The sequence below is a fragment of the Vreelandella stevensii S18214 genome (genome assembly GCF_000275725.1).
Lineage (GTDB): Bacteria > Pseudomonadota > Gammaproteobacteria > Pseudomonadales > Halomonadaceae > Vreelandella > Vreelandella stevensii.
This window is the reverse complement of record NZ_AJTS01000051.1, coordinates 1-22,623: the sequence shown is the minus strand read 5'-3', so window position 1 is coordinate 22,623 and position 22,623 is coordinate 1. Positions and strand designations below refer to the sequence as shown.

Sequence of the window (22,623 nt, the reverse complement as noted above, 5' to 3'; positions counted from 1 at the left end):
TATGGATGTGGTCGATAAAGATAAAGAATATACGCTTTTTGCTGGGCGCTCCTCACCAATAGTCGATTGCGTTGTAGCGCTCGCCGCTGGGGTGCTGACCACCTTGAGTGCCGCCCCCTTTTCCCTATGGTGGCTTGGCCCAGTGAGCGTGGCACTGGTCTATTGGAGAATAGCGTCGCTAACGCCCGCCATGGCCACCCTGCGTGGGTGGTGCTATGGGGTAGGCCTGTTCGGTTCAGGCACGTCGTGGGTCTTCGTTGCTATTCACGATTTCAGTGGCACCGGGGCCTTGGTGGCGATGCTCCTCACCACTCTTTTTGTCAGCGTCCTGGCGCTCTTCTTTGCAGTCCCCTTTGGGCTCTATCGACGCATCACGGGGCCACGGTTCGCCTTTCTTAGCTTTGCCGGTATGTGGGTGGTGAGCGAATGGCTACGCACTTGGATGCTCACCGGCTTTCCCTGGTTATTGCTGGGCACCTCTCAGATTGATTCTCCACTAGCCCCATGGGCGCCCGTTGGTGGTGTGTACTTGCTGTCACTCATGACCGCGCTGACAGGTACGTTAGGGGTAGAGGTACTGCGTCGCCGCTGGAGTTTCCTTGTCCCAATGGCCGCCTTGTGGATCGTTCCATTCCTATTGCCCGCCCAATGGACAACCCCGGCTGGCAAGCCCATCCGGGTGGCATTGCTGCAAGGGAATCTTGACCAGCGCATTAAGTGGACTGCCCAAGGGCAGCGCGAAGCGATCAGTATCTACACGACGATGACACGGGAGCAAGCAAGGGATATCGATCTCATCGTTTGGCCTGAGGCAGCCCTTCCCATGCTTGAGCAGGAAGCACAGCAAATACTTGAGCAAGTAGCGTCCGACCTGGGGCCTGACACCGCCTTGTTGACCGGCATTTTGCAACGCGACAGTGAAGGGCGCTCTTATAACAGCGTCATAGGGCTAAATGATGTGCAGGGCGAATACCAGAAGGCGCACTTGGTGCCCTTTGGCGAGTATTTGCCATTCCAAAGTCTCCTCGCTGGCACCCTTGCTTTTTTCGACTTGCCAGTACCTCGCCTGACCCCAGGGTCAGGCGAACAGGCTCCGTTACACGTGGCTGGAGCCACCATTGGCAATGCCATTTGTTACGAAATCATTTTTGCCGACCATGTCGCCCAACAGGCGCGTAATGCCGAGCTGCTATTAACGGTTTCCAACGATACGTGGTTTGGGCGCTCCATTGGCCCACACCAACATCTTCAAATGGCGCGTCTACGTGCCTTAGAAAATGGTCGTCACCTACTTCGAGCTACCAGTAATGGCGTGACGGCCATCATCGATTCACAAGGTCACGTCACAGCCCGTGCCCCACAGTTTGAACAGGCCAGTTTAACGGGCGAGGTGACCCCGATGCAGGGCCTAACTCCTTTCACACGCACCGGTAGTGGCCCCGCTTGGATACTCGCTGCGGTGCTGACACTGCTCGGGTTACAACTGAACTTATCTCGATCAAAAAACGACGCATTAGATGAAAAAGGAACCTAGCGATGCTCTTGGCAAAGAACGCAGCAATACTTAAGAGATTCCTCCCATGGCCAATGCAGATCGGCTTCATCGTGAGTGTGATGGTTTCGTTTCTGGCATGGCTCCCTGTCGCCATGGCGGCACAACCTTCCACTGCCCAGGAGACGGAATGGCCCAAGGGGCATTACCCGCTACCTGAGGAAGGCAATATTATCGGAGAGGCTGACACCTTCATCGTGAAGAATTACGAGGATACTCTGATTGATATTGCCAGACGTCACAACCTTGGCTACCAGGAGATTGTACGTGCTAACCCAGAGGTCAGTATTTGGGTGCCCGGAGTGGGTACTGAAGTAACCATTCCAGGACGCTTCATCCTGCCGAATGTCGAGCGTACTGGGGTCGTCATCAATATCGCCGAGCTGCGGCTTTACTACTACCCAGATGTCAAAACCGGTGAGACACCGCGCGTTGAGACCTATCCTATCGGCATCGGTCGCGAAGGGTTTGATACACCCCTTGGTGTGACCGAGACCACCATGAACATTAAAAACCCCGCATGGTACCCGCCTGAGTCGGTAAAACGTGAAGCGGAAGCACGCGGCGAAACCGCACCAAGCGTTGTACCGCCCGGCCCCGATAACCCGCTAGGAGACCATGCCATCATCCTAGGCTTCGATGGCTATTTGATTCACGGCACCAACCAGCCCGATGGCATTGGCATGCGCGCAAGCCGAGGTTGTATCCGCATGTTACCCAAAGACATCGAATCTATATTTGACCGCATTCCACCCGGCACCCAAGTCAACATCATCAATCAGCCGATCAAGATAGGTTGGGAAGGCGGTCAGCCGCTGATTCAAGCCTTTCCGCCGCTTGGAGAAGAAGAGCACAGTATGACCGCACTCACAGAGACCATGACACGCCTTAACCAATACAATGTCGATAACGTAAACCTCGATTACGAGCAGCTCAGCGATGTCCTGTCACTCTCTAACGGGCTTATAACCCCACTACATCCAAAGCAGGAACAGGAGCCACAGCGCCACAGCCCAGAAGAGAAGGCTATCAAGGGCATTTATGAAGACCTGGTTTTGACGTCATCTCAACGGTCATGACACGCCTTTTGGCACCCCGTTGAGCCCTGGCATATAGGTAGAGAGCCATAGCCCCGTCCAAACGGCGGGGCGACATTCGCCTACAGAGTCGCGGGGCCCTCCAAGTGACTGCGCGCTATCAGTGTCTTAGCACTCAATATCCAGAGGCAGCCAGTAGGTAACGCCACCCACTACCACCTGTATCCCGTCTGTCGTCCGCTCTACGGTCTGTTGTCGAAGCATTTTCTGCGTTAATTTTGTGTCATGGAAATACTCCATGGCAGCAACGATCCATGCCTCCCTCCAGGCCTCTCCTTGATCAGCACACCGGGCCATCGTCATCAGGGTGCGGGCTAGTGTTTCTTTTCGCCGCTTTCTTGCCCGTTTTACATCCACCCGAGGAGCCAACGTGGTGGCATGTTGGCGATTTAAGAAATTAGTAAACCCCGTGACCGAGGCTGCTTGTCCGGGCACCGCATGCAAATAGTTGTCCACATCGCCCTGTTGAGGCAGTCGCTGCCCCTCCCGGTCAGTAGCGAGTAGCAATGCGGCTGCCGCTCTTAGTGCAAGTCGTGCGGAGGTGTGGGACGTTTTGCCCGCCTCTATACGGGTTTCCAATTGCAGCCAATAGGCTTGCAGCACTTGGTCTGATAGCGAAGCGAACGGCATAGAACTGAGACACGCTTGAATACGTCTTTTCTCTGAGTCGATCCGCTTTGCTTGGTGATCCGGCTCTACCCCTTGCTCTTCATGCAACCATCGCATGGGAAGCCTCACACGCCGCAAGCCCTCCGCCCCGAAGTGATGAAGTAGCTCCGAATAGCTCGGTATCCGTGACCATGCCTGGTCGAGCTCAAGGAAGAACGAGAAGAAATGATTGATCTTGAGGGCAGCCTTATGCGGCCCAGTGATACGAATCAGCCATTCACCAAATTCCCCAAAGGCCTCACTTAACGCTTTGGTAGTGATACCGGCTTGGCCAATGGTGATGCGTTTACGGCATGTTCGCGTCCAATAGCAGGGCTCACAGGCATCACCTCGACCCGCTGGCATGGGATTACCACACGATGGGCAGGCAATTTCCCCTTGCTCATTACAGGCTTTGCACAACGCATCCCCGTTGGGTGCCACCACCAATAAACGATGTCGACGACATGCAGAACAGGTACCGTGGTCTGCTGTCGAACAGCGTGGACATAAGCGATGATCATGCCCCATACGCGCCACTCGGGTAAGACGTTGAGATGCTTTCCCACACGCCTCGCAGGGCTCTGGTTCTTTGAAATAGGGAGCGCAGGCGATACAGACAGGGCCGTAGGGAGTGACCTTGCCGATGTTGTAGTCTGAACTGGCTTTTCCACATCGTGCACACGGTTTGTCAACGTTGCACTGACGACAGACGGCGTCTGGGTCATTCTTAGGCAGACGGGCTAACTCACCACATCGTGGGCACATCCGCCGCTTAAACACACGAGCATAGCAAGTTGAACAGTAGCCGTGCCCTTTATGGCGTCGCCACAATTTGGAGACTTCTCGGCCACACTCATCGCAGTCGACCGTTTGGTGTTGATTCAAGAGGTTGGCTCCGCTTTCATTCTGCGTTTTAAACGCGCCCATGAGGCTCTAACAGCGCGTTCCGACATGGGGCGACAAGCCGGGGGAACACGGCGGCGATGCGGCCCATGAGGGTGGTGAGATAACCGTGATAGCAGCGGCAACAACACAACGGGGGGCGACCTTCGGGGATCATGAAGCGCGCTCGTTTTGACATTGCACGCGACCAGAACGCTGAACGTTTCTTCAAGGCCCATACTGAGCAAGCGTTCCAACGCTACCAATAAGGCACTACGCTCGCTGACAGCCAGCAGCTCAAACGCCAGGCCAGACACAGGCATTCGGCAATCCGTAACCGAAATGCCCAATGAAAGAAGCGCATCGGCCAGGGGTGACACAGGCCGCCGACTTGCACGCCGTATAACGCCAATAAAAAAGGCCACCATAGAAAACCAATCGGCGGGTGCGATAGAGGCCTGCCTAAACGTCACCTTATCCTGTTCTAACACACGATCAGCCATCACTTGAACACTGAACGCTTCAGGTAAAGGCGACGTGCATACCGCCTTTCTAAAATCGTTATGACACCGGCTGCATTGAGCTAAATGTTGATCTTCCGCTGTCAGGCGATGGGGCTCTATAGGGGCCTTGCATGCTGGGCACTCATCTACCAGCTGCACCCCATGAAAGCGGCACCCAGTGTGCCAAGCGAATCGCCAGTGCCGGCGCAAGTAGGGGGTTGAGTCCTCTGCCAAGCACAACGTGCATACCTGTTGTCCTCCATGGCGGGTTCGATTTCGGCTGCCGAGTGCCAACAACCAGGGCCAAGTCCGGGTTTCCGGTAACGAGTAACCGACCACTTTCTCACAATCGTCCCGCATCCCCGCTTTCTGAAACTTAGCGGAAGATATCCCCGAGGCATTCACTAATGGGCGCATTCTTGCGAGGGGTATTTCCCTATCAATGTCCCTCGTCCATATACGCCATGTTGGCCAAATAGCCCCGGTGAGCGACAAAGGATCACACCCCTGTCGCAACGCCGCCCGAACGAGCCATGATGAAAGGGACTCCTCAGGCAGCAGGGGCACACTCAGCGCCCAGGTCATTACAGCATCACTTCCCTAATGCCACGGGTGGGCCGCACCCATGATTTACTCTGAATAATTTTCTCATCGATGCACTCAGCTCCAGACAAAATAGCGGCATTTGCACACTCAATCAGCAGCCGGTGCAGGTCACCCAAATTACCGCCAGAAATCGCGTGGAGCTGGGTCGCCAATTGGGGCTCATGCAGTTGGGAAGGATGTTTGAGAGGTAATATCTTCTCAAAGCCAGCGAGCAGCTTCTGAAACTCCTGATTGAGCTCCCACTTTGGTAACGCGACCACATCAAAGCGACTCGCATGCTGTGGGTCTGAATGCAGCACACGCACAGCATCTTGCGTCCCCACACCAACGATGGGAATCATTAGCTCATTGCATAAAAGCTTAATGGCATTCATCGTTTCGCGCTGCTTAACAGCACCACCGGTTAACAGAGAGTGAAACTCATCGATGATCAGTAAGCGCGTATGGCAAGCACGCAGTTGATGAATCACCTGGTAGCGCAGCTTGGGAACAGGATCTGTAGGCCGGTAGGGAGCCCAGAAACTCTCTAGCACTGCGATATACAGACTTTTCTCATCGGCACTCGGGGGAGCCTGAGTGACAACAACAGGCTTCACGGGCTCTACGTCTTCATTCACGTAGCCTTCACCGTACTGCTTACGAAACTTGTCTTTCCGTTGTTGGAGTCACCCACGAGCAAGAGGTTAGGCATACGAGGACGACTGGGCTTCTCCATCAACCCACGCATGACCTCAATGACACGATTGGCCAATGGATAGCCCAACCAGCGCGGTTGATCCATAAACTCCATTCGCTCTTTAGCGGACAGCCCCAAGACGTGACGAAGATCAGGATGAAGGTGTGTGCTCATGCTATGTCCCAGTTCACATCGATATCACCCGTTAAAAGACCGTCCCCTTGAGCGGGTGTCTCTTTAGGGGCCGCAGTTGAGGGCGCATGTAAAAGGGGATCTGCAGGCGTCACCTTCTTCTCATGCTCTTTACGTCGTTGTGCCTGACGGCGACTTCGCTTAGTACGTGCTTGCGACTCCTCCACATGGGTTCGCAGCTCACTAATAGCGCGTAGAATTTCAGTCTCATTGACCGAGTTTCTTCCTTCCTGCCGAAGGCGCGCTTTAGCTTGGGCATACTCCCAAACACTCATCGAGGGGAGGGCAAGATTGGCAAAGGGCACGCGAAAATAGTGCCCGAGCTCCGGGTCTTTGAACCAAATGACACTAATGTCGCGAGGGTCGCGCCGGAAAACAAAGGTGCGTTTCTTGTCTGGCATGTCTGGATCTTTGGCATTGATCCAAGGTCTTAGCGCTTCATCGTAATAGTTTATGCCATCGATGGTCACACCAAAGGTCTGGATCGTACGCTGAAAGCTGGGCAAAAAATCGAGCAATACAGAGAGCCTGTCAGCAGGCCTCGGCGCTAATCCCACTCCCTGCACATCCGCATTGCCAAACACACCAATTTCCCACTTTTTCATCGGCGACATACCAATCCCAGAATGAAGGCGCTGGTGGTAAACCTTGCAAATCAACGTCACCAGCCACTCTTCAAACTCGCTTTTCGTCATGGCCGCGTGCTTCTCTGGATCGTATCCCTCTTTCTCTTTAATGGAGGAGAAGGTCGTCCCAGGCAGGTTATGGATTTCCTTTAGAAGAGAGCCCAGTACCCGCTCAATGTGGCCACCATAACGAGGCTGCTTAACAGGCCGAAACTCAAGGTTGACCCCATAGGCTAGGCATGAGCGCCGAAACGTCTCAGAGCGAAAATCTGGGCCGTTATCGACATGAATCGTGGCGGGTGTGCCCCATACCGGCCACTCAGCCTCCACATTATGCAGTAGCAACCACTCATCTTTAGGAAGCATGGAGTGCGCCACACACATGCCGACAGATGTTTCAGAGGGCGGGTCAAACGACAAGTAATACCCCGTGACCATGCGAGTAAACACGTCCATGGCCAACGTAATCCATGGGCGACCAATCGGCTTGCGATACACGTCATCGACCAAAATAATATCGGCAGGCGTGTGGTCAATCTGCATAACGGCTAACGGATAGTCCGCATTGGGAAATTTTCCGGCAGCCGGCTGGAACTTGTTAATGGCTTTGTCTCTAAAACCATGGCCACGCAACCGGTCACGCTCTGGGATATCACGCAGACGAGCACGAACGGTACCAGGGCTCGGCGGGTCGATGCGCCGTTCATGGCAGCGCCGCATGACTTCCTGTACCGCTTTTTGTGCGGACGGACGCTGCAGCGTCAAATACACCTCTTTGATGACTTCCTGAATCACTGCCTCGGCATGCGCGGGAATACGCGACTTTCCCTTCTTCCACCCTGGCTTTTGAGGAATCAATGCGAGCACCGAGCCCGTCGCTTTATACCGCTTCAACCAACGGTAGATCGTAGCCGTATCAACCCCCGTTTGTTTCGCACGCTCCTCCGCTGCATCCCGCCCCACCGTATGGCGATCCACCAAGGGCTTAATGATGGAAAAGCGATGCTCGGCCTCCCGCCAATCGGCATCCCCAATCTCGGACATATCCTGCTCAGGGGATACGGACCCGCTATTGAGAGGCGCTAGTTCTTTGATGCGAAGCGGGCAACTACGCCCGGACTCAACGGCAATGCCAATGACTGTCTCAAAATCGAGCACCTGGGAAATTCGGTAAACGGTGCCATCTTTCTGAACCTGCTCACCCACCATAATCTGCAAGTGTTGGCGTGTTTGGGCGACGCCGTTATTGGGTTCAGTTGCGCTGCCACGATGGTTATTCATAATCGGGTACCCATACCTCCGATAGAGGACTGAAGGATTGGGCCATATCGCAATCTAACTGCCGAGTCGCCAGTAGATGCCATAAATGCGCAATCCCCTCTGCCCGGTAAATATCGCCCATAAAGTGCCGAGAAAGCAGGTAATCCAAGGTCGCCACCCCCATTTCCCTCACCGTGTTGAGGACTGCCTGGCTTTCGACAGAGGGAAACACCATCCGCTTGTAGCGCGCTAGGAAGGTAATGTTGTCCAAGGTCTTATCACGAATGCGGCTTTCATCATGAATGCGAAACGCCCAGCCCTCATTGTTGGCATGCCGTATCGCCGCCTTCTATTTAGGCGACCATTCACGCCAATGTGCTTGCCACTTTTCCCGTGGTTTGACCTCCACCAGGAGAGGTTTTGGGTAATCCCTGTAATGACGGTTACCGAGACGGTAATAAACCAAATAGTCAGGTGTGTAGGTGTAGCGCCTACCGGTCACGGGATGATGAAACGGGATCTCGCACGGCTGGGATATCACACCAAGGACGCTCACATCAAAGTCAGCCTTGATGAGGAAATCACGTTCGAGCGTCGACTCGAACGCAATAGACTCCTCCCCGCGAAAGGCATAGTAGCCAGACACACTTCGTCGGGTAGGGCCGATTTTACGAACGGATGTAGGCAGTGGCATGGGCAGTCGCACCAAATGTTGAATAAAACAAGACCTGTCGCATCAATTGCTATTAATTCTGTCGCACTCAATCCTGTACAGACTACCATAATAGCCCGATATTACGCCCTGAGGGTCGCACTAATTGCTGAAAATGACAAGCAGTGCCCAGGCCAGGCTGGCCAGCGCCACCAGGTTCTGCAGCGTCGTGAAACGGCGTGCCTGGACACCCTCCAGGTCGAACCCCTGCTTGGTGAACCGGTACCCCTCCTCGCAGGCCCAGCGATCCAGGTAAGCCTGAATCATCCGCTCGCCTTGGCGGCGACCACGCACCGGGCGCGTCGTCACCAGCACCAGGCGCTCCGACTTCTCATGATCGACAACGATCATCCACAGCGGCGTCTCCGGATGCTCCCGCAGTGTGACCTTGGTGATGCCGAACCGCACCGGGATATGCTGCCCACGGCGCAAGTGGCCGCGGTGCTTCAGTGGCAGATCTCGGGCAATCTGCTGCGACGTCTTGGCGGTATCTCGCCACTGCCAGAAGCGCTGATTGGCGGCCCGGACCAGCACATGACGCTCGGCGCGCAGCCAGGCATCCCACAGCCGCCCTCGATCGCCGCCACGATCGATGACCCACAGTGGCCGGCCCTCCACATGGCGCTGCACGGTATCCATCACGCTCAGGATATCGGTGTTTTCACTGCGGTAGCCGCCGCGAGCCGGCGATAGCAGCCGCGTGAGCAGTGGCCAGGTGGTGCCCCGCTTCAGGTCGCGTGCCACCACGCTGATCAGCGGATAACCGCCGACGATCTCGCCGGTATCACCGTCGCGAACGCGGGTTCGGTATTCACTGGTCGGGGCGCCATCCCGGTTCAGGTCGCCCGGATCGATGGCCAGCACCATGTCATCGGTGATATAGGGCGTGATCCGCTGGAGCTGCAGTTGCTCCGCGGCCCAGGCAAGCTCGCTGTGCCGGGACAGCATGCGCGACAACCGCTTCTGCGTGTGGTGTAGCCGACAGGGTTCCTTCAAGGCGCGGGCGATCTCGGCCTGGCGCAAACTACCGCTGGCCAGGATGCCAAAGAGCGTTTCTGCCGCCAGCTTCACGACGGGTCGAGCGAGGTGATCCGACAGGTCGTCACACCAGTCGATCAGGCGAGCTTTCCATTTGGCGCGGTCTTTGGCATCTTGAAGCATCGGGGCTTTCCTTTTGGTTCATGGTGTTAGGGGTAACAACATGATACCGGCGGGAAAGCCCCGATCTCGTTGATAGCACTGAAATTTTCAACGCTATTCAGGCAGTTACAGCACCACCTGTGGAAAAGTGGGGAGACGCTAGGCCTAAGGTACGTTACCCTTGGGGGAGTCCACTTGATAAGGAGTGCTCATGGATTGGAATCCGGCCTACACCTGGCTAGTCATCGCGCTGCTGCTCAGTCTCGGCGAGCTGACCTCTGGCGCCATGGTCCTCCTGGCGCTGGGCATCGCCGCCGCCTTGACCGCCGCCGTCACCGCGCTGGGGCTGACACTGCCCTGGCAACTGCTCAGCATGGGCATCTTCGCGGGTATTCTGGTGCCCGTGGGCGTGATGGTGATTCGCCCGCGCTTTTCGCCCAAGGGGGTCGCCTACGGCACCACCGGTACCGGTGTGGAAAAGAACCAACACTATGTCACCCTGACCCGCGACTTCGATAATGCCACCGGCATCAAGGTCAATGGCGACTTCTATCGACTACGCGTGCTGGAGAGCGGAGCCACCGAGCTGCCCTCCGGCACTCCGGTGGTGTTCAAACGTTTCGAGGGCACCACCGCCCTGGTCATGCTGACCCCTGCCAGCAACCCGGTTCCCCAGGACAACCATTCGCAACGCAAGGAGCTTTAACCATGGATCTACCCATCAGCCCAGGCCTGTTGATCAGCCTGATCATCGTGGTCATCGGTATTCTGATCATTTCCAAGGGCCTGGTGATCGTTCGCCAATCGGAAGTCATGGTGATCGAGCGGCTAGGCTCGTTTCACCGGGTGCTGGAGAGCGGCATCAACATCATCATTCCCTTTATCGAGCAGCCCCGCGCCATCACCATGATTCGCTACAAGAAAATGGGCGAGGAGTACCACCCCATCACCAGCGATGAAATTCGTATCGACCGTCGGGAAACCGTCATGGACTTCCCGGGCCAGCCGGTCGTGACCACCGACAACGTCACGGTGCGGATCAACGGCGCGCTCTACTATCAGATCATCGACCCCAAGCGAGCAGTCTATGAGGTCGAGAACATGAGCCAGGCCGTGGAGGTACTGGCCAAGACCACGCTGCGTTCGGTGGTCGGCAAGATGGAGCTGGATAAGCTGTTCGAATCCCGGGCCGAGGTGAACAACGAGATTCAGGCTGCCATGGAAGAGCCTGCTTCCAAGTGGGGGGTCAAGATCTCCCGGGTCGAAGTTCAGGACATCGCCATGCCGGAAGAGGTAGAGTCGGCCATGCGCCTGCAAATGGCTGCCGAGCGTAAACGTCGTGCAACGGTCACCGAAGCCGAGGGCGAAAAATCAGCAGCCATCGCCATGGCCCAGGGCCAGCGTGAGTCGGCCATCCTCAACGCCCAGGGCGATAAAGAGTCGGCCATTCTGCGTGCCCAGGGCGAGCAGGAGTCCATCAAGCTGGTGCTCAGCGCCATTGGCGACAGCGACGAGCACAAGCGTACGGTAGTGGGCTATCTGCTCGGCCAGAGCTACATCAAGGTGCTGCCCACCATGGCGAAAGACGGCGAGCGCGTCTTCGTGCCCTACGAATCCTCGGCGCTGCTGGGCTCCATGGGCATGTTCCGTGAAATGGCGGGCACCCCGGAAGACGCCGTGGCCAACCATCTGGATCACGCCAACGCTCGCCAGGGCGGCTTCCGCAGTGGCATCGTGGGGGGTGCGGCAAGCGGCCAATAACCTCGCATTAACCTCTTGGGCCACCACGGCGGCTTGATGCGCCTCGTCGGCGAGGCGCGAGAGAGCCGGTGACTTGCCTATGGCACCCCAATGGCGTGCGGCACAGGTGTTTCGATAAGGATTTGGCTTGTTTATCGGGCAAGGCTATCGAGTCTGGTTATCCAAGCGCCTGGTTATCGAGAAGCCTGTTATCGAGAGAGCTCCTGGCGCACGATGTCGGCACCTGCGCTCAATGCCTTCAGCTTGCCTTGCGCCACTTTGCGCGGCAGGGGCGTCATGCCGCAGTTGGTGCAGGGGTAGAGCTTGTCGGCGTCCACAAAACGTAGCGCCTTGCGCAGGGTATCGGCGACTTGTTCCGGGGTTTCGACGGTGTGGGTGGCCACGTCGATGGCCCCGACCATCACCTTCTTGCCGCGAATCAGCTCGATCAGCTCCATGGGCACGTGGGAGTTCTGGCACTCCAGCGAGACGATGTCGATGTTCGAGGCCTGCAGTTTGGGGAAGATTTCCTCGTACTGGCGCCACTCGGACCCGAGCGTCTTCTTCCAATCGGTGTTGGCCTTGATGCCGTAGCCGTAGCAGATATGCACGCCGGTCTCGCAGGTGACGCCTTCGATGGCTTTTTCCAAGGCGGCGATGCCCCAGTCGTTCACCTCATCGAAGAACACATTGAAGGCGGGCTCATCGAACTGAATGATGTCTACCCCCGCCGCCGCCAGATCACGGGCTTCCTGGTTGAGAATCTTGGCAAATTCCCAGGCGAGTTTTTCACGGCTCTTGTAGTGGCCGTCATAGAGGGTGTCGACCATGGTCATGGGGCCTGGCAGCGCCCACTTGATGGGCTGGTCGGTCTGCTGACGCAGGAATTTGGCATCGTCGACGAATACCGGTTTTTCCCGCGAGACAGGGCCCAGCACCGAAGGCACGCTGGCCTCGTAGCGATCACGGATCTTGACCGTCTTGCGCTGCTCGAAATCGACACCATCGAGGTGCTCGATGAACGTCGTCACGAAGTGCTGGCGAGTTTGCTCGCCGTCGCTGACGATGTCGATGCCTGCCTGACGCTGATCGTGCAGGCACGCCCGCAGCGCGTCCTGCTTGCCTTCCGCCAGCTCGTCGCCCTGCAGTTTCCAGGGGGACCAGAGCGTCTCGGGCTCGGCCAGCCAGGCGGGCTTGGGCAAACTACCGGCGGTCGAGGTGGGCAACAGTGTCTTCATAAGAAATAACCTTCATGATGAGGGATCAAAGGGCGTAATCGGCCGACCACTTGTCGAGTATTTGGCGGAAGGGCTTGATGAAATACTGCTCGGTAAAGCGCCCCTGCTCGATGGCCAGTTGGCTGCGCTCTTCACGGTCGTACACGATGCGTGTCAGCGAGTAGTCCTGGTGCTTCAGGCTAGGCTGATAGAGCTTGCCTGCCGCCGAGTTGGCGTTATAGATCTCGGGGCGGTAAATCTTCTGAAACGTCTCCATGGTGCTGATGGCGCTGATCAGTTCGAGGTCGGTGTAATCGGCCAGCAGGTCGCCGGAGAAATAGAACGCCAATGGCGCCACGCTATGGGGCGGCATGAAGTAGCGCACCTGCAGGCCCATCTTGGCGAAGTAGAAATCCGTGAGCGACGGCTCGTCGTTGACGTACTCGACGCCCAGCACGGGGTGGCGATTTTCCGTCTGACGATACACCTTGCTGTGGGACACGCTCAGGCAGATGACCGGCGCCTTGCTGAACGATGCGCGGTAGGCGTCGGAATGAATGAAACGCTTGAACAGCTTGCCATGCAGGTCGCCAAACCCTTCCGGGATGCCAAACTCCGAGCGCCCCTGATTGTGCTCGGCTAGCCACACGCTGAAGTCGTAGTCGCGAACATAGGAAGAGAAATTGTTCCCCATCATGCCCTCGATGCGCTTGTCGAGATGCTGATCGATGATGGTCGTCTTCAGCATTTCAATCGCGGGGAAGGCATCGCTCGCGTTTGCCATGTTCAGCTCGCCGGTGATGATATCCAGCTCGACGGCGTAGCGATCTGCCCTGGGGTTATCCCAATGCGCCAGGGTATTGAAGCGGTTGTTGATCATGGTCAGCGCATTGCGCAGGTTTTCCTGGCAGCGCTCGCCTCTCGCCAGATTGGCGAAGTTGGTCGTGGTACGCGTGCTCTCGGCAGGACGGTAGTTTTCGTCGAACCGGACGCTCTTGATATCGAAGGTAAAGTCGTAGCTCATCGCGAACAAACACCCTGTTGGTCGAGATTGGCGACGGCGCCGCAATGCAGCTCAGCGCTCGATGCCATATGTGACGTTTCGATACACGGGCGTTAGCGCCACGTCATCGAAGAGGATGTGTTCTTTATGCCAGACCACCACATGAATGAAAAGCGACATTAATTCAACTCATCATGAGAGAATCTCATGATGGGCTGTGTGGCAGGGCGCTTACCCCTGTTGAAACGGATACACCGAGCCAATGTTCAGCAGCTGCGTCAGCTCATCCAGCGCGGTGAGGACTTCCGTGACGAGCTGCGGGTCGGCCAGGTCGTCGGTGGCGAGGCGGTCGCGGTAGTGGCGGCTCACCCAGGCGGTGAGGTCGTTATAGAGCGCATCGTCGAGCAGCACGCGGCCGCTGAGGGCTGCGCGCTCGGCGTCGCTGAGCACCACGCGCAGGCGCAGGCAGGCGGGGCCGCCGCCGTTGCGCATGCTCTGCTTCACGTCCTTGACGATCACTTCGCCAATGGGGTTATTGCCTGCCAGGATGAAGTCCTGCAGCGTGCGCCACACGGCCTCCCGCTCCTGACACTCGCTGGGCACCACCAGGGTCATGGTGCCATCCGGGTTGGAAAGCAGCTGGGAGTTGAACAGGTACGACGCCACCGCGTCTTCCATGCTCACCGCTTCCGCCGAGACCCGAATGGGAATCAGCGGCGTACTCATTTTGGCGCGTAGCTCGTCCAGGGTCCGCGCCTCGTCCAGAAACGCCATTTCGTGGTAGAGCAGCACCGGGCCGTTGCCCACGGCAATCACATCGTTGTGGAACACGCCCGCATCGATGGCCTCCGGGTGCTGCTGGGCGAACACGGTCTGGGCGTCGCTTAGCCCGTGCTGGCGAGCCACCGCCTGGCTGGCTTCCAGCGTTTGCCGGGCGGGATAGCGCTTGGGCTCGCTGCGCCCGCCGCCAAACGCCTGGCGACCATACACGAACAGGTGCACGCCGGGCTCGCCGTACTCACCGCACAACCGGGTATGGTTAGCCGCCCCTTCATCGGAAAACGCGGGAGTGGCGGGCAGCACCGGGTGGTGGGCGAAGTGCTGCTCATCGCGGAAAATCGCCTGGAGTACGCGCCCCGTGGTGCGCGGCTCCAGGTAGCGGTGGAAGCTCGACTGCAGGTTGGCCGGGGTAAAGTGTACCCGACCATCCGGCGCATCCACGCCAGGCGTAATGGTGCCCGCGTTGGCGGTCCACATGCTGGAAGCCGAGCACACCGCCCGCAGCAGCTGTGGCGCTTGCTGCGCCGCTCGAGCGAGGATCTCGCGGTTGCTGCCGCTGAAGCCCAAGTCGCGCAGCGCGCCCAGGTCCGGCCGCTGCTGCGGGGGCAGAACACCCTGGGCGTAGCCTGCGTCCATCAGCGACTTCATCTTGGCCAGCCCCTGCAGCGCGCCCTCTCGGGGGTTGGAAACCAGGCCCCCGTGGCTCATGGAGGCCACATTACCGTGGGCCAGTCCCGAGTAGTTGTGGGTAAGCCCGACCAGACCGTCGAAGTTGACTTCCCGAATGCTGTGAACGCTCATAGGGTGACTCCCGGTGGCAGGGTTTCGGGCATTTCCAGACTGTCGGCTTCCATGGAGGCAACGGGGTAGGCGCAGTAGTCGGCGGCATAAAAAGCGCTGGGGCGGTGATTGCCGCTATCGCCTACGCCGCCGAAGGGCGCGTCCCCCGATGCCCCCGTGGTCTGGCGGTTCCAGTTCACGATGCCTGCGCGAATACGCAGCAGGAAGTCGTCCCAATCCGCCGGTTCGCCACCGATCAGCCCCGCCGAAAGGCCATAGCGGGTGTCGTTGGCCAGTGCCAGCGCCTCGTCCCAATCGGCATAGCGATGGATTTTCAGCAGCGGGCCAAAGTGCTCTTCATCGGGCACCTCCAGGCCGGTCACGTCGATCAGCGCGGGGCTGAGCAGGCTGGTGTTCTCTGCCAGGCGCTGCATACGGTTGATCACCGTGCCGCCCATGGCTTCCAGTTCGTCCTGCGCCTTGAGCAGGCCATCGGCCGCGGCCACGCTCACCAGGCCGCCATAGAACGGCGCGGGCTCCTCGTCGAACTGCCCGGCCACGTGCAGTTTGGCAATCGCCTCTGAGAGCGCGTCGATGAGACGATCTCCCGCCTCCCCCTGGGGAATCATCAGACGACGGGCGCAGGTGCAGCGCTGGCCGCCGGAAAGAAACGCCGACTGCAAAATGGTCAGGACGGCTGCGCGCTGGTCATCCACCTCCTTGACCACCAGCGGGTTGTTGCCCCCCAGCTCCAGCGCGAGGATTTTATCCAGCTGCCCGGCAAACTGCTGCTGCAACAGGCCGCCCACTTTGGCGCTGCCGGTAAACAGCAAGCCATCGATACCCGGGTGGGCAGAGAGCGCCTGCCCCACGGCCACACCGCCTTGTACCAGGTTGATCACCCCGGCGGGCAAGCCGGCTTCCAGCCAGCACTGCAGGGTCAAATCCGCGGTGAGCGGGGTCTGGTCGCTGGGCTTGAACACCACCGTGTTACCCGCCAACAGCGCGGGCACCATGTGGCCGTTGGGCAGGTGCCCAGGGAAGTTATAGGGGCCGAATACGGCCATTACCCCGTGGGGCCGATGGCGCAGGACCGCCCTGGCGGTACCCACCTCTTTTTCACGTTCGCCGGTGCGCTCGTGGTACGCCTTGATGGAGAGCGCCACCTTGCCCACCATGGCTCCGACTTCGGTACGCGCTTCCCATAGCGGCTTGCCGGTTTCTGCGGCAATCGCCACGGCCAGGTCTTCCTGGCGCGCCTTGAGCACCTCGACGAACCGCTCCACCAGCGCCTGACGCTCGGCAAAGGGAGTGCGCGCCCAACCGGGGAAGGCGGCCCTGGCGGCCTCGACTGCCCGCCCCACCTGGGGCTGCGACGCCGAAGCGCCTTGCCAGAGCAGCGTGCCTGCCACGGGGTCGTGCTTGGTCACGGGGGCGGCCTCGCCGACCACCCAGGCCCCATCGATCAACTGCTGCTGTTGGGCGGGCATACGCGGGGTGCGTGCGTTCGGGTTATGCATGACGCTCTCCTTTGCTGAGCCGGGTAGTCGGGTATGTGGGCAGATCAGGTTTCCAGCAGACGCAGCGTGTCGCCCGTGGCGACGCCCAGCCGCTCGGCCTCCTGAGGGGTCAGGACGACGGTGCTTTCGTCGGCGGGGCCTCGGCCAATCCAGCCAGCGGTAAAGTGCTGCATCTGAGTGGTGGCCGCCAGCCAGCGGCTGACGCTTTCTGCGGCAGCGTCGGGCGACACCTCCACCTGATAGCAGCGTGAATTGCGGATCGCCCGCACATCATCGATATAGGCTTCCACCGTGGGGCCGCCGTCGAAGATGTCGATGTAGCCTTCCCAGCGCAGCCCCTCTTTCTTGAGCATCTCCAGCGCCGGGCGGGTGTGGCGATGTACCTGACCAATACAGGCCCGCGCCTCTTCCGACATGAACGTGGTGTAAATGGGAAACTTGGGCATCAGCTCGCCAATGAAGCTTTTCTGCCCCAGGCCAGTCAGCCGGTCTGCCTCGCTGAAATCCATGGGGAAGAAGTGCTTGCCCAGGCTTTGCCAGAACGGGCTGACGTTGTTTTCATCGAACACGCCGCGCATTTCGGCGAGCACCTTCTCGGGAAAACGGTCGCGGAACTGAGCCATGAACAGCCAGCGCGCCTTGGAAAGCAGCGCACCGTTGCGCAAATGCTTGTTGGCCTCCCCCCGGTACTCCGGGCGCAGGAACAGCGAGCACACCTCGGCATCGCCGGTATGGTCCGAGCTCAAAAACAGCGTGTCGATGGTGCGATGCAGGTCGAGCTGTACCGAAGAGTGGGCCAGGGTGCCAAGCCGGTAGTTGTAGAACGGCACCTCGCGCCCCACCTGACCTTCAATGGCGCAGCAGCCTGCCAGCTCGCCGTTGGACTCATCTTCCAGTACAAAAAAGTAGAGCCGGTCGTCCACTGGCGTGCGCTCTTCGAACGCACGGGCGGCGGCGTCGATCTTGCCCGCCAGGAACTCACGGTTATCCGGCAGCGAGGTAAAGCCAACGCCTGCCTGCTGCGCCAGCGCCTGGAGCCCATCCAGATCATCACGGGCAATGGGGCGAATGCGCATTACATCTCTCCTTCATCGAGCGCATCGACGGCGCTGGGCAGGGCTAACGGTGCCGCCAATACGGCGCGCCCCTCTTCCACCCCCAGGCGCTGCGCATGCTGCGGGGAAAGCACCAGCTGTCCGGTGGGCGAAAGCGCATAGCGCGCCACGATGCAGCGAAAATCGCTCAGCGTCTGGTTGGCGATCATCGCCGGTTCGGCATCCGGCAAGGCATGCTCCGGGCGCACCCGCACCGGGTGCCAGGCAGCACGACGACAGGTTTCCAGCCGTTCGCGCTCGGCCTTGACGATGGGCCCGGCATCGAAAATATCCACATGCCGGGAACGGACAAAGCCTTCCGCCAGCATTTCCGCCAGCGCTGCTTCATGGGCCGGATGTTCACGGCCTATGGCTGCCCTGGCAGGCGGCGTCAATAGCGGCAGGTAGAGCGGAAACTGGGGCATCACCTCGGCAATGAAGCTTTTCGAGCGCACCCCGGCCATGTGGTTCATCTCCTGGAAGCCGCGGGCAAAGAAGTGGCGGCCCACGCTCTCCCAGAAGGGCGATTCATTCTGGCGATCCAGGTACCCCGGAAACGCCACGGCGAGAATCCGCGAGAAGCGCTCCGGGTACTGGGCAATGAACATCAGCCGCGCCCGCCGCAGCAGGCTCTCGGCGCTGGTGCCCTTGTAACGCGGGTTGAGCGACAGCGCACAGAGCAGCGTGGCGTCCGAGACTTCGTGGGACAGCGCCAGGGTCTGTACTTCCCGGCGCACGTTGAGCTGCTGCGAGGCGTGGATCAGCGTCTCCTGGCGGTAGGTGTAATAGGCCTCGGCGGCCCCCGCCTGGGCGCGGATGGTGGCGGTACCGAGCACTTCATGACGATGATCGTCCGCCAGCACGAACATGTACTGCTCGTTACCCGGAAAATCGACCTCGCTGCCAAACGCCTCCTGGGAGCGCAGGATGCGCTCCTCTAACCGCTCTCGGTTGGCGGGCAGGTTGGTCAGCCGAGGAACGGCGTGCTCGGCCAGCTGTTCCAGGGCAGGCAGGTCGGCCAGGGTGACCGGACGGATAACCAGCATGCTCAACGCTCCTTCTGGTAACGCTTGCGGCCTGCTCATGCGCTGGCAACAAGGCGCTCGATGGCTCGTTCGAGACGCGCCATGCCTTCGGCGATGTCGGCCTCGGGGATCACCAGCGACGGCGCCATGCGCAGCACATTGGGACCTGCGATCAGCGCCATCACGCCCTCTTCCATGGCCAGCGGCAGGATATCCTTGGCGCGACCTTCGAAGGCATCGGACATCTGTGCGCCCATCAACAGGCCCATGCCGCGGATTTCCTTGAACACGCCGTGCTTGCGGTTGATGGTTTCCAGGTGCTCACGGAACAGGTCGTGACGCTGCTTGACCCCTTGCAGCACTTCGGGGGTGTCGATGAACTCGACCGCCGCCAGGGCCACCGCCGATGCCAGCGCGTTGCCGCCGTAAGTGGAGCCATGGGTACCGATCACCAGCGACTTGGCAATGGCGTCGGTGGTCAAGGTGGCGCCGATCGGGAAGCCACCGCCCAGCGATTTGGCGCTGGTGAGAATGTCCGGAGTGATACCGAAGTTCTTGTAGGCGTACAGCTCGCCGCTGCGGCCCACGCCGGTTTGCACTTCATCGAAAATCAGCAGCGCGCTGTGCTCGTCGCACAGATCGCGCAGGCCCTGCAGGAACTCCTGGGTGGCAGGCACGATGCCGCCCTCCCCCTGCATGGGCTCGACCATGATGGCGCAGGTGTCATCGCCCACCAGCTTGCGCACGCTCTCCAGGTCGTTGAAGTTGGCGTGCAGAATGCCGCCGGGCACCGGGCCAAAGCCCTGGGAGTATTTTGGCTGCCCGCCCACGCTCACGGTGAAGAAGGTGCGGCCATGGAACGACTGGTAGAACGAGATGATCTTGTCCTTGTGCTCGCCGTGGTGATCCACCGCCCAGCGGCGCGCCAGCTTCAGCGCCGCCTCGTTGGCTTCACCGCCGGAAGAGCACAGGAATACCTTGTCGGCGAAGGTGCGCTCGGTGAGCGTCCTGGCCAGCTTGAGCGCAGACTCGTTGGTGAACACGTTGGACAAGTGCCAGAGCTTTTCGCCCTGCTCTTTCAGCGCATTGACCAGTACCGGGTGGCAGTGGCCCAGCGAGTTCACCGCAATCCCCCCGGCAAAATCGATGTATTCACGGCCTTGCTGATCCCACAGGCGGCTGCCTTCACCACGCACCGGAATGCTCTGTTGCGGTGAGTAGTTGGGCATCATGTAGTGGTCGAAATCCTGGCGACTTGGGGTGTGGCTCATGAAACAAATCCTCCGGTGGAGTCAGCGATGACATCAGTATACGAGGGGCGGTGGCCGCCCTGCTTTCACGATTGGGACGCTAAATTATGAAAAGCTGCGCCTACCCCAGCCGCTCTTCCCGCGGGGTGATCCCAAAGTGGTTACGGTAGGCAGTGGAAAAGTGCGCGCCCGAGGAGAAACCGGTCATCAGGGCAATGTCGCCCACGGGACGGTCGCTCTCTCTGAGCTGTTTGCGGGCTTCCTGCAGCCGCAAGTCCAGATAATAACGGCTGGGCACCGCCTGCAGGAACTTCTTGAACAGCCGCTCCAACTGACGCCGGGAAATGCCCAGGTGTTCGGCCAGTTCCAGGGTCGAAAGCGGCTCTTCGATATTGGCTTCCATCAGCGTGACCGCATCCACCAGGCTTTGTGGGGCGTGGCCCAGGCGGTGGCGCAGGGGGACGTGCTGGCGCTCATCGGCAAGGCGAATGCGATCGCACACGAACTGCTCCGAGACCTGCTCTGCCAGCCGTGGGCCGTGATGCTTGCCGATCAGCGTCAGCATCATGTCCATGGCGGCGGTGCCGCCCGCGCAGGTCAGACGGTCACGGTCGATCTCGAACAGCTGCTGGGAAAGCGTGACCTGGGGGTACGCCTGGGCAAATGCGTCGAAGCGCTGCCAGGGCAGCGTCGCGCGATAGCCTTCCAGCAACCCGCAGCGGGCCAGCACTTCGGTGCCCCCGGCCAGGCCGCCTAGCGCCACGCCCCTGCCCTGATGACCGCGCAGCCACTCGTGAAGCCTGGCGGGCAGTACGTAGGGTAGCGGTGTCGGTGCACAGACCAGCAGCATGTCCAGCGGCCCAAGAGCGGCTTCCAACGAGTGCTGGGCCAGCAGCGAAAGCTGCGCTGCACTGCGCACGGGCTCGTCATCCAGGCTGAGCGTCAGCGTGTGATACAGCATCTGGCCACTGAGCTGATTGGCCATCTGCAGTGGCTCGATGGCGCTGGCATGGGCCAATAACGAAAACCCGGGAAGCAGCACAAAGGCAACCCGCCGACGCTGATCGGGGGAAGGCGTCAACGGCCGAGTGGGCATGTGAAGATGTGACAAGGTGAGAGGCACTGCATGGAAACCGCCGCTGGCTGTCGAGATAACGTGTTCAAATCAAACGTCATCTTACCCAATTGCGGCGCGGAAGGCAGCGCCATGACCGCAGGAACAAAAACACGGCGCTTGACGTCCTCCCCGCCCTAAAGGACGGGGATTCCAACTTCTTGAGGGCAACGTCCTGCCCCGAGGCTGAGGATATTCCGGGCCGCATTCACGTCCCGGTCGTGGAGTACACCACACTCCACGCACTCCCAGACCCTTACTCGCAACCCGTTGACGCCCTGCGGCCCGCTAAGCGAGCCGCACGACGAACAGGCGCGGGTGGTGTTGGTTTCGCGAACGACCTTGAAGACGATGCCTGCGTGAGCGCATTTATATTCCAGCATCGTTTTCAGTTGTGACCAGCCAGCGTCGTAGACGCTTTTGGCCATCCTGGTCTTCGCGAGCCTGGTTGAGGAAACATCGCCCACGACGATTTCGCCGTACTGGTTGACGAGTTTCCGGGAAAACTTGTGCTGCGCGTCCTGGCGACGGTTCTTGATCTTGGCGTGAATAGCTTTTACCCGCCGCTTGTTGCGGGCACGTTGGGCTGTCGCCAACTGGTCTTCCATGCGGCGGTAGAAGCGGCTGTTTTCCAGCCTTCCTCCATCGCTACAGGTGGCCACATCCTTGAGCCCAAGGTCGATGCCAACGGCGCCCTGCCCAAGCGTCGGCTGCACGTCCACCTCGACCGCAACATTGAAATACCACCGGCCCCGGCTATCTTCGTTGAAACTGCCGGCACGGAACTTGTATGTCGACAGGCCGTAGCTATCCCACACCTTGAAGTAGGTGCCGTTGTGAAATACCTGCCCGTTCTTCCACTTGGCCGCGCCGGTATTGACCGGAATCCAGCCAAGTGAGCGGCGTACACCGCCGGACTTGCGCCAATTCAAGCGGGGCTTTTTGAACTGCTTGCGGCGGGCAACGTATTCAGCAGCGATGCATTGCAGCGTTTGGCTGTGCAGGCCGAGGTCCTTGCCAGCACCCTTGGTATAGGGGTGCATGTCGTAGGCAGACAGAAACAGACCTTTCTCCCGAATGGCTCGGGAAGACAGTTCGTTGAGGTAGTTCCAAACAAAATTCACGCTGCGGGCCATGCGGTTAAGCTCGGCGGCGTGTTTGTCCTTCACTCGAACCTTGAGGGTCTTGGTCTGCTTCATGGCT

19 protein-coding genes and 1 pseudogene are annotated in these 22,623 nt (G+C 59.4%); 4 read left to right on the top strand and 16 right to left on the bottom strand.

The window, feature by feature from the left end; genetic code table 11:
* Position 1: 1 nt before the first annotated feature.
* Positions 2 to 1,534 (top strand): apolipoprotein N-acyltransferase, encoded by a 1,533-nt coding sequence (gene lnt / locus HSS18214_RS0116745; RefSeq protein ID WP_016916425.1) that lies wholly within the window; start codon positions 2 to 4, stop codon positions 1,532 to 1,534.
* A gap of 53 nt (positions 1,535 to 1,587) precedes the next feature.
* Positions 1,588 to 2,631, top strand: a complete 1,044-nt coding sequence (locus HSS18214_RS0116740) for a L,D-transpeptidase family protein (protein ID WP_016916424.1) — start codon at positions 1,588 to 1,590, stop codon at positions 2,629 to 2,631.
* A 126-nt stretch (positions 2,632 to 2,757) separates the two neighbouring features.
* Here HSS18214_RS0116740 and HSS18214_RS0116735 read toward each other — a convergent pair whose 3' ends face one another.
* From HSS18214_RS0116735 to HSS18214_RS0116715, 7 genes and pseudogenes are all read right to left on the bottom strand, one after another.
* Positions 2,758 to 3,663 carry a hypothetical protein gene (locus HSS18214_RS0116735; protein ID WP_016916423.1) on the bottom strand — a complete coding sequence of 302 codons (906 nt, stop codon included), beginning with the start codon at positions 3,661 to 3,663 and terminating at the stop codon, positions 2,758 to 2,760.
* Positions 3,664 to 4,181: 518 nt separating this feature from the next.
* Positions 4,182 to 5,270 (bottom strand): TniQ family protein, encoded by a 1,089-nt coding sequence (locus HSS18214_RS19805; RefSeq protein ID WP_081139052.1) that lies wholly within the window; start codon positions 5,268 to 5,270, stop codon positions 4,182 to 4,184.
* Positions 5,270 to 6,072: pseudogene (locus HSS18214_RS18380) on the bottom strand (TniB family NTP-binding protein). The gene HSS18214_RS19805 and the pseudogene HSS18214_RS18380 overlap by 1 nt, the downstream one beginning before the upstream one ends.
* 65 nt (positions 6,073 to 6,137) lie before the next feature.
* Positions 6,138 to 8,066, bottom strand: coding sequence for a TnsB C-terminal domain-containing protein (locus tag HSS18214_RS0116725; protein WP_016916422.1), 1,929 nt, complete (start codon positions 8,064 to 8,066; stop codon positions 6,138 to 6,140).
* Positions 8,059 to 8,331, bottom strand: a complete 273-nt coding sequence (locus HSS18214_RS19800) for a TnsA endonuclease C-terminal domain-containing protein (protein ID WP_371827799.1) — start codon at positions 8,329 to 8,331, stop codon at positions 8,059 to 8,061. Before HSS18214_RS19800 ends, HSS18214_RS0116725 begins: the two co-directional genes overlap by 8 nt.
* Positions 8,332 to 8,394: 63 nt before the next feature.
* On the bottom strand, positions 8,395 to 8,739 hold the full coding sequence (locus HSS18214_RS19795; protein ID WP_202801290.1) for a TnsA endonuclease N-terminal domain-containing protein: 345 nt from the start codon (positions 8,737 to 8,739) through the stop codon (positions 8,395 to 8,397).
* Positions 8,740 to 8,859: 120 nt separating this feature from the next.
* Positions 8,860 to 9,918 (bottom strand): transposase, encoded by a 1,059-nt coding sequence (locus tag HSS18214_RS0116715; protein WP_016916420.1) that lies wholly within the window; start codon positions 9,916 to 9,918, stop codon positions 8,860 to 8,862.
* Between the two features lie 190 nt (positions 9,919 to 10,108).
* Here HSS18214_RS0116715 and HSS18214_RS0116710 point away from each other — a divergent pair, with 190 nt between their 5' ends.
* Together HSS18214_RS0116710 and HSS18214_RS0116705 are read left to right on the top strand one after the other, a co-directional pair.
* The gene (locus HSS18214_RS0116710) at positions 10,109 to 10,603 is read left to right on the top strand and encodes an NfeD family protein (RefSeq protein ID WP_016916419.1); all 495 of its coding nucleotides are present in this window, start codon (positions 10,109 to 10,111) and stop codon (positions 10,601 to 10,603) included.
* A 2-nt stretch (positions 10,604 to 10,605) separates the two neighbouring features.
* Positions 10,606 to 11,658: an SPFH domain-containing protein gene (locus HSS18214_RS0116705; protein WP_016916418.1), complete on the top strand. Its 1,053-nt coding sequence runs from the start codon at positions 10,606 to 10,608 to the stop codon at positions 11,656 to 11,658.
* 188 nt (positions 11,659 to 11,846) lie between these two features.
* Here the strand turns inward: HSS18214_RS0116705 and HSS18214_RS0116700 are convergent, their stop codons facing one another.
* The 9 genes from HSS18214_RS0116700 to HSS18214_RS19625 all read right to left on the bottom strand — a co-directional run.
* Positions 11,847 to 12,875, bottom strand: a complete 1,029-nt coding sequence (locus HSS18214_RS0116700) for a methionine synthase (RefSeq protein WP_016916417.1) — start codon at positions 12,873 to 12,875, stop codon at positions 11,847 to 11,849.
* Positions 12,876 to 12,900: 25 nt separating this feature from the next.
* Entirely contained in the window at positions 12,901 to 13,878 is a 978-nt protein-coding gene (locus HSS18214_RS0116695; protein ID WP_016916416.1) for a DUF1852 domain-containing protein, read from the bottom strand.
* A gap of 210 nt (positions 13,879 to 14,088) precedes the next feature.
* Positions 14,089 to 15,438 (bottom strand): N-succinylarginine dihydrolase, encoded by a 1,350-nt coding sequence (gene astB / locus HSS18214_RS0116685; RefSeq protein ID WP_016916414.1) that lies wholly within the window; start codon positions 15,436 to 15,438, stop codon positions 14,089 to 14,091.
* Complete coding sequence (gene astD / locus HSS18214_RS0116680; protein ID WP_026002008.1) at positions 15,435 to 16,907, bottom strand: succinylglutamate-semialdehyde dehydrogenase; 1,473 nt, start codon at positions 16,905 to 16,907, stop codon at positions 15,435 to 15,437. Before astD ends, astB begins: the two co-directional genes overlap by 4 nt.
* A 74-nt stretch (positions 16,908 to 16,981) precedes the next feature.
* The gene (gene astA / locus HSS18214_RS0116675) at positions 16,982 to 18,013 is read right to left on the bottom strand and encodes an arginine N-succinyltransferase (RefSeq protein WP_016916412.1); all 1,032 of its coding nucleotides are present in this window, start codon (positions 18,011 to 18,013) and stop codon (positions 16,982 to 16,984) included.
* Positions 18,013 to 19,077 (bottom strand): arginine N-succinyltransferase, encoded by a 1,065-nt coding sequence (locus HSS18214_RS0116670; protein WP_016916411.1) that lies wholly within the window; start codon positions 19,075 to 19,077, stop codon positions 18,013 to 18,015. The genes astA and HSS18214_RS0116670 overlap by 1 nt, the downstream gene beginning before the upstream one ends.
* A gap of 35 nt (positions 19,078 to 19,112) precedes the next feature.
* Entirely contained in the window at positions 19,113 to 20,327 is a 1,215-nt protein-coding gene (locus HSS18214_RS0116665; protein ID WP_016916410.1) for an aspartate aminotransferase family protein, read from the bottom strand.
* A 100-nt stretch (positions 20,328 to 20,427) separates the two neighbouring features.
* Positions 20,428 to 21,402 (bottom strand): GlxA family transcriptional regulator, encoded by a 975-nt coding sequence (locus HSS18214_RS0116660; protein ID WP_026002007.1) that lies wholly within the window; start codon positions 21,400 to 21,402, stop codon positions 20,428 to 20,430.
* Between the two features lie 155 nt (positions 21,403 to 21,557).
* Positions 21,558 to 22,623 (bottom strand): RNA-guided endonuclease InsQ/TnpB family protein (locus HSS18214_RS19625; protein WP_016914995.1); only part of this gene is annotated, 1,066 nt, incomplete at its 5' end.

Coding starts and splice junctions, on each gene's coding strand:
- lnt (WP_016916425.1), top strand. CDS start 2: ATGGATGTGGTCGATAAAGATAAAGAATATACGCTTTTTGCTGGGCGC.
- HSS18214_RS0116740 (WP_016916424.1), top strand. CDS start 1,588: ATGCAGATCGGCTTCATCGTGAGTGTGATGGTTTCGTTTCTGGCATGG.
- HSS18214_RS0116735 (WP_016916423.1), bottom strand. CDS start 3,663: ATGCCAGCGGGTCGAGGTGATGCCTGTGAGCCCTGCTATTGGACGCGA.
- HSS18214_RS19805 (WP_081139052.1), bottom strand. CDS start 5,270: ATGACCTGGGCGCTGAGTGTGCCCCTGCTGCCTGAGGAGTCCCTTTCA.
- HSS18214_RS0116725 (WP_016916422.1), bottom strand. CDS start 8,066: ATGAATAACCATCGTGGCAGCGCAACTGAACCCAATAACGGCGTCGCC.
- HSS18214_RS19795 (WP_202801290.1), bottom strand. CDS start 8,739: ATGCCACTGCCTACATCCGTTCGTAAAATCGGCCCTACCCGACGAAGT.
- HSS18214_RS0116715 (WP_016916420.1), bottom strand. CDS start 9,918: ATGCTTCAAGATGCCAAAGACCGCGCCAAATGGAAAGCTCGCCTGATC.
- HSS18214_RS0116710 (WP_016916419.1), top strand. CDS start 10,109: ATGGATTGGAATCCGGCCTACACCTGGCTAGTCATCGCGCTGCTGCTC.
- HSS18214_RS0116705 (WP_016916418.1), top strand. CDS start 10,606: ATGGATCTACCCATCAGCCCAGGCCTGTTGATCAGCCTGATCATCGTG.
- HSS18214_RS0116700 (WP_016916417.1), bottom strand. CDS start 12,875: ATGAAGACACTGTTGCCCACCTCGACCGCCGGTAGTTTGCCCAAGCCC.
- HSS18214_RS0116695 (WP_016916416.1), bottom strand. CDS start 13,878: ATGAGCTACGACTTTACCTTCGATATCAAGAGCGTCCGGTTCGACGAA.
- astB (WP_016916414.1), bottom strand. CDS start 15,438: ATGAGCGTTCACAGCATTCGGGAAGTCAACTTCGACGGTCTGGTCGGG.
- astD (WP_026002008.1), bottom strand. CDS start 16,907: ATGCCCGCCCAACAGCAGCAGTTGATCGATGGGGCCTGGGTGGTCGGC.
- astA (WP_016916412.1), bottom strand. CDS start 18,013: ATGCGCATTCGCCCCATTGCCCGTGATGATCTGGATGGGCTCCAGGCG.
- HSS18214_RS0116670 (WP_016916411.1), bottom strand. CDS start 19,077: ATGCTGGTTATCCGTCCGGTCACCCTGGCCGACCTGCCTGCCCTGGAA.
- HSS18214_RS0116665 (WP_016916410.1), bottom strand. CDS start 20,327: ATGAGCCACACCCCAAGTCGCCAGGATTTCGACCACTACATGATGCCC.
- HSS18214_RS0116660 (WP_026002007.1), bottom strand. CDS start 21,402: ATGCCCACTCGGCCGTTGACGCCTTCCCCCGATCAGCGTCGGCGGGTT.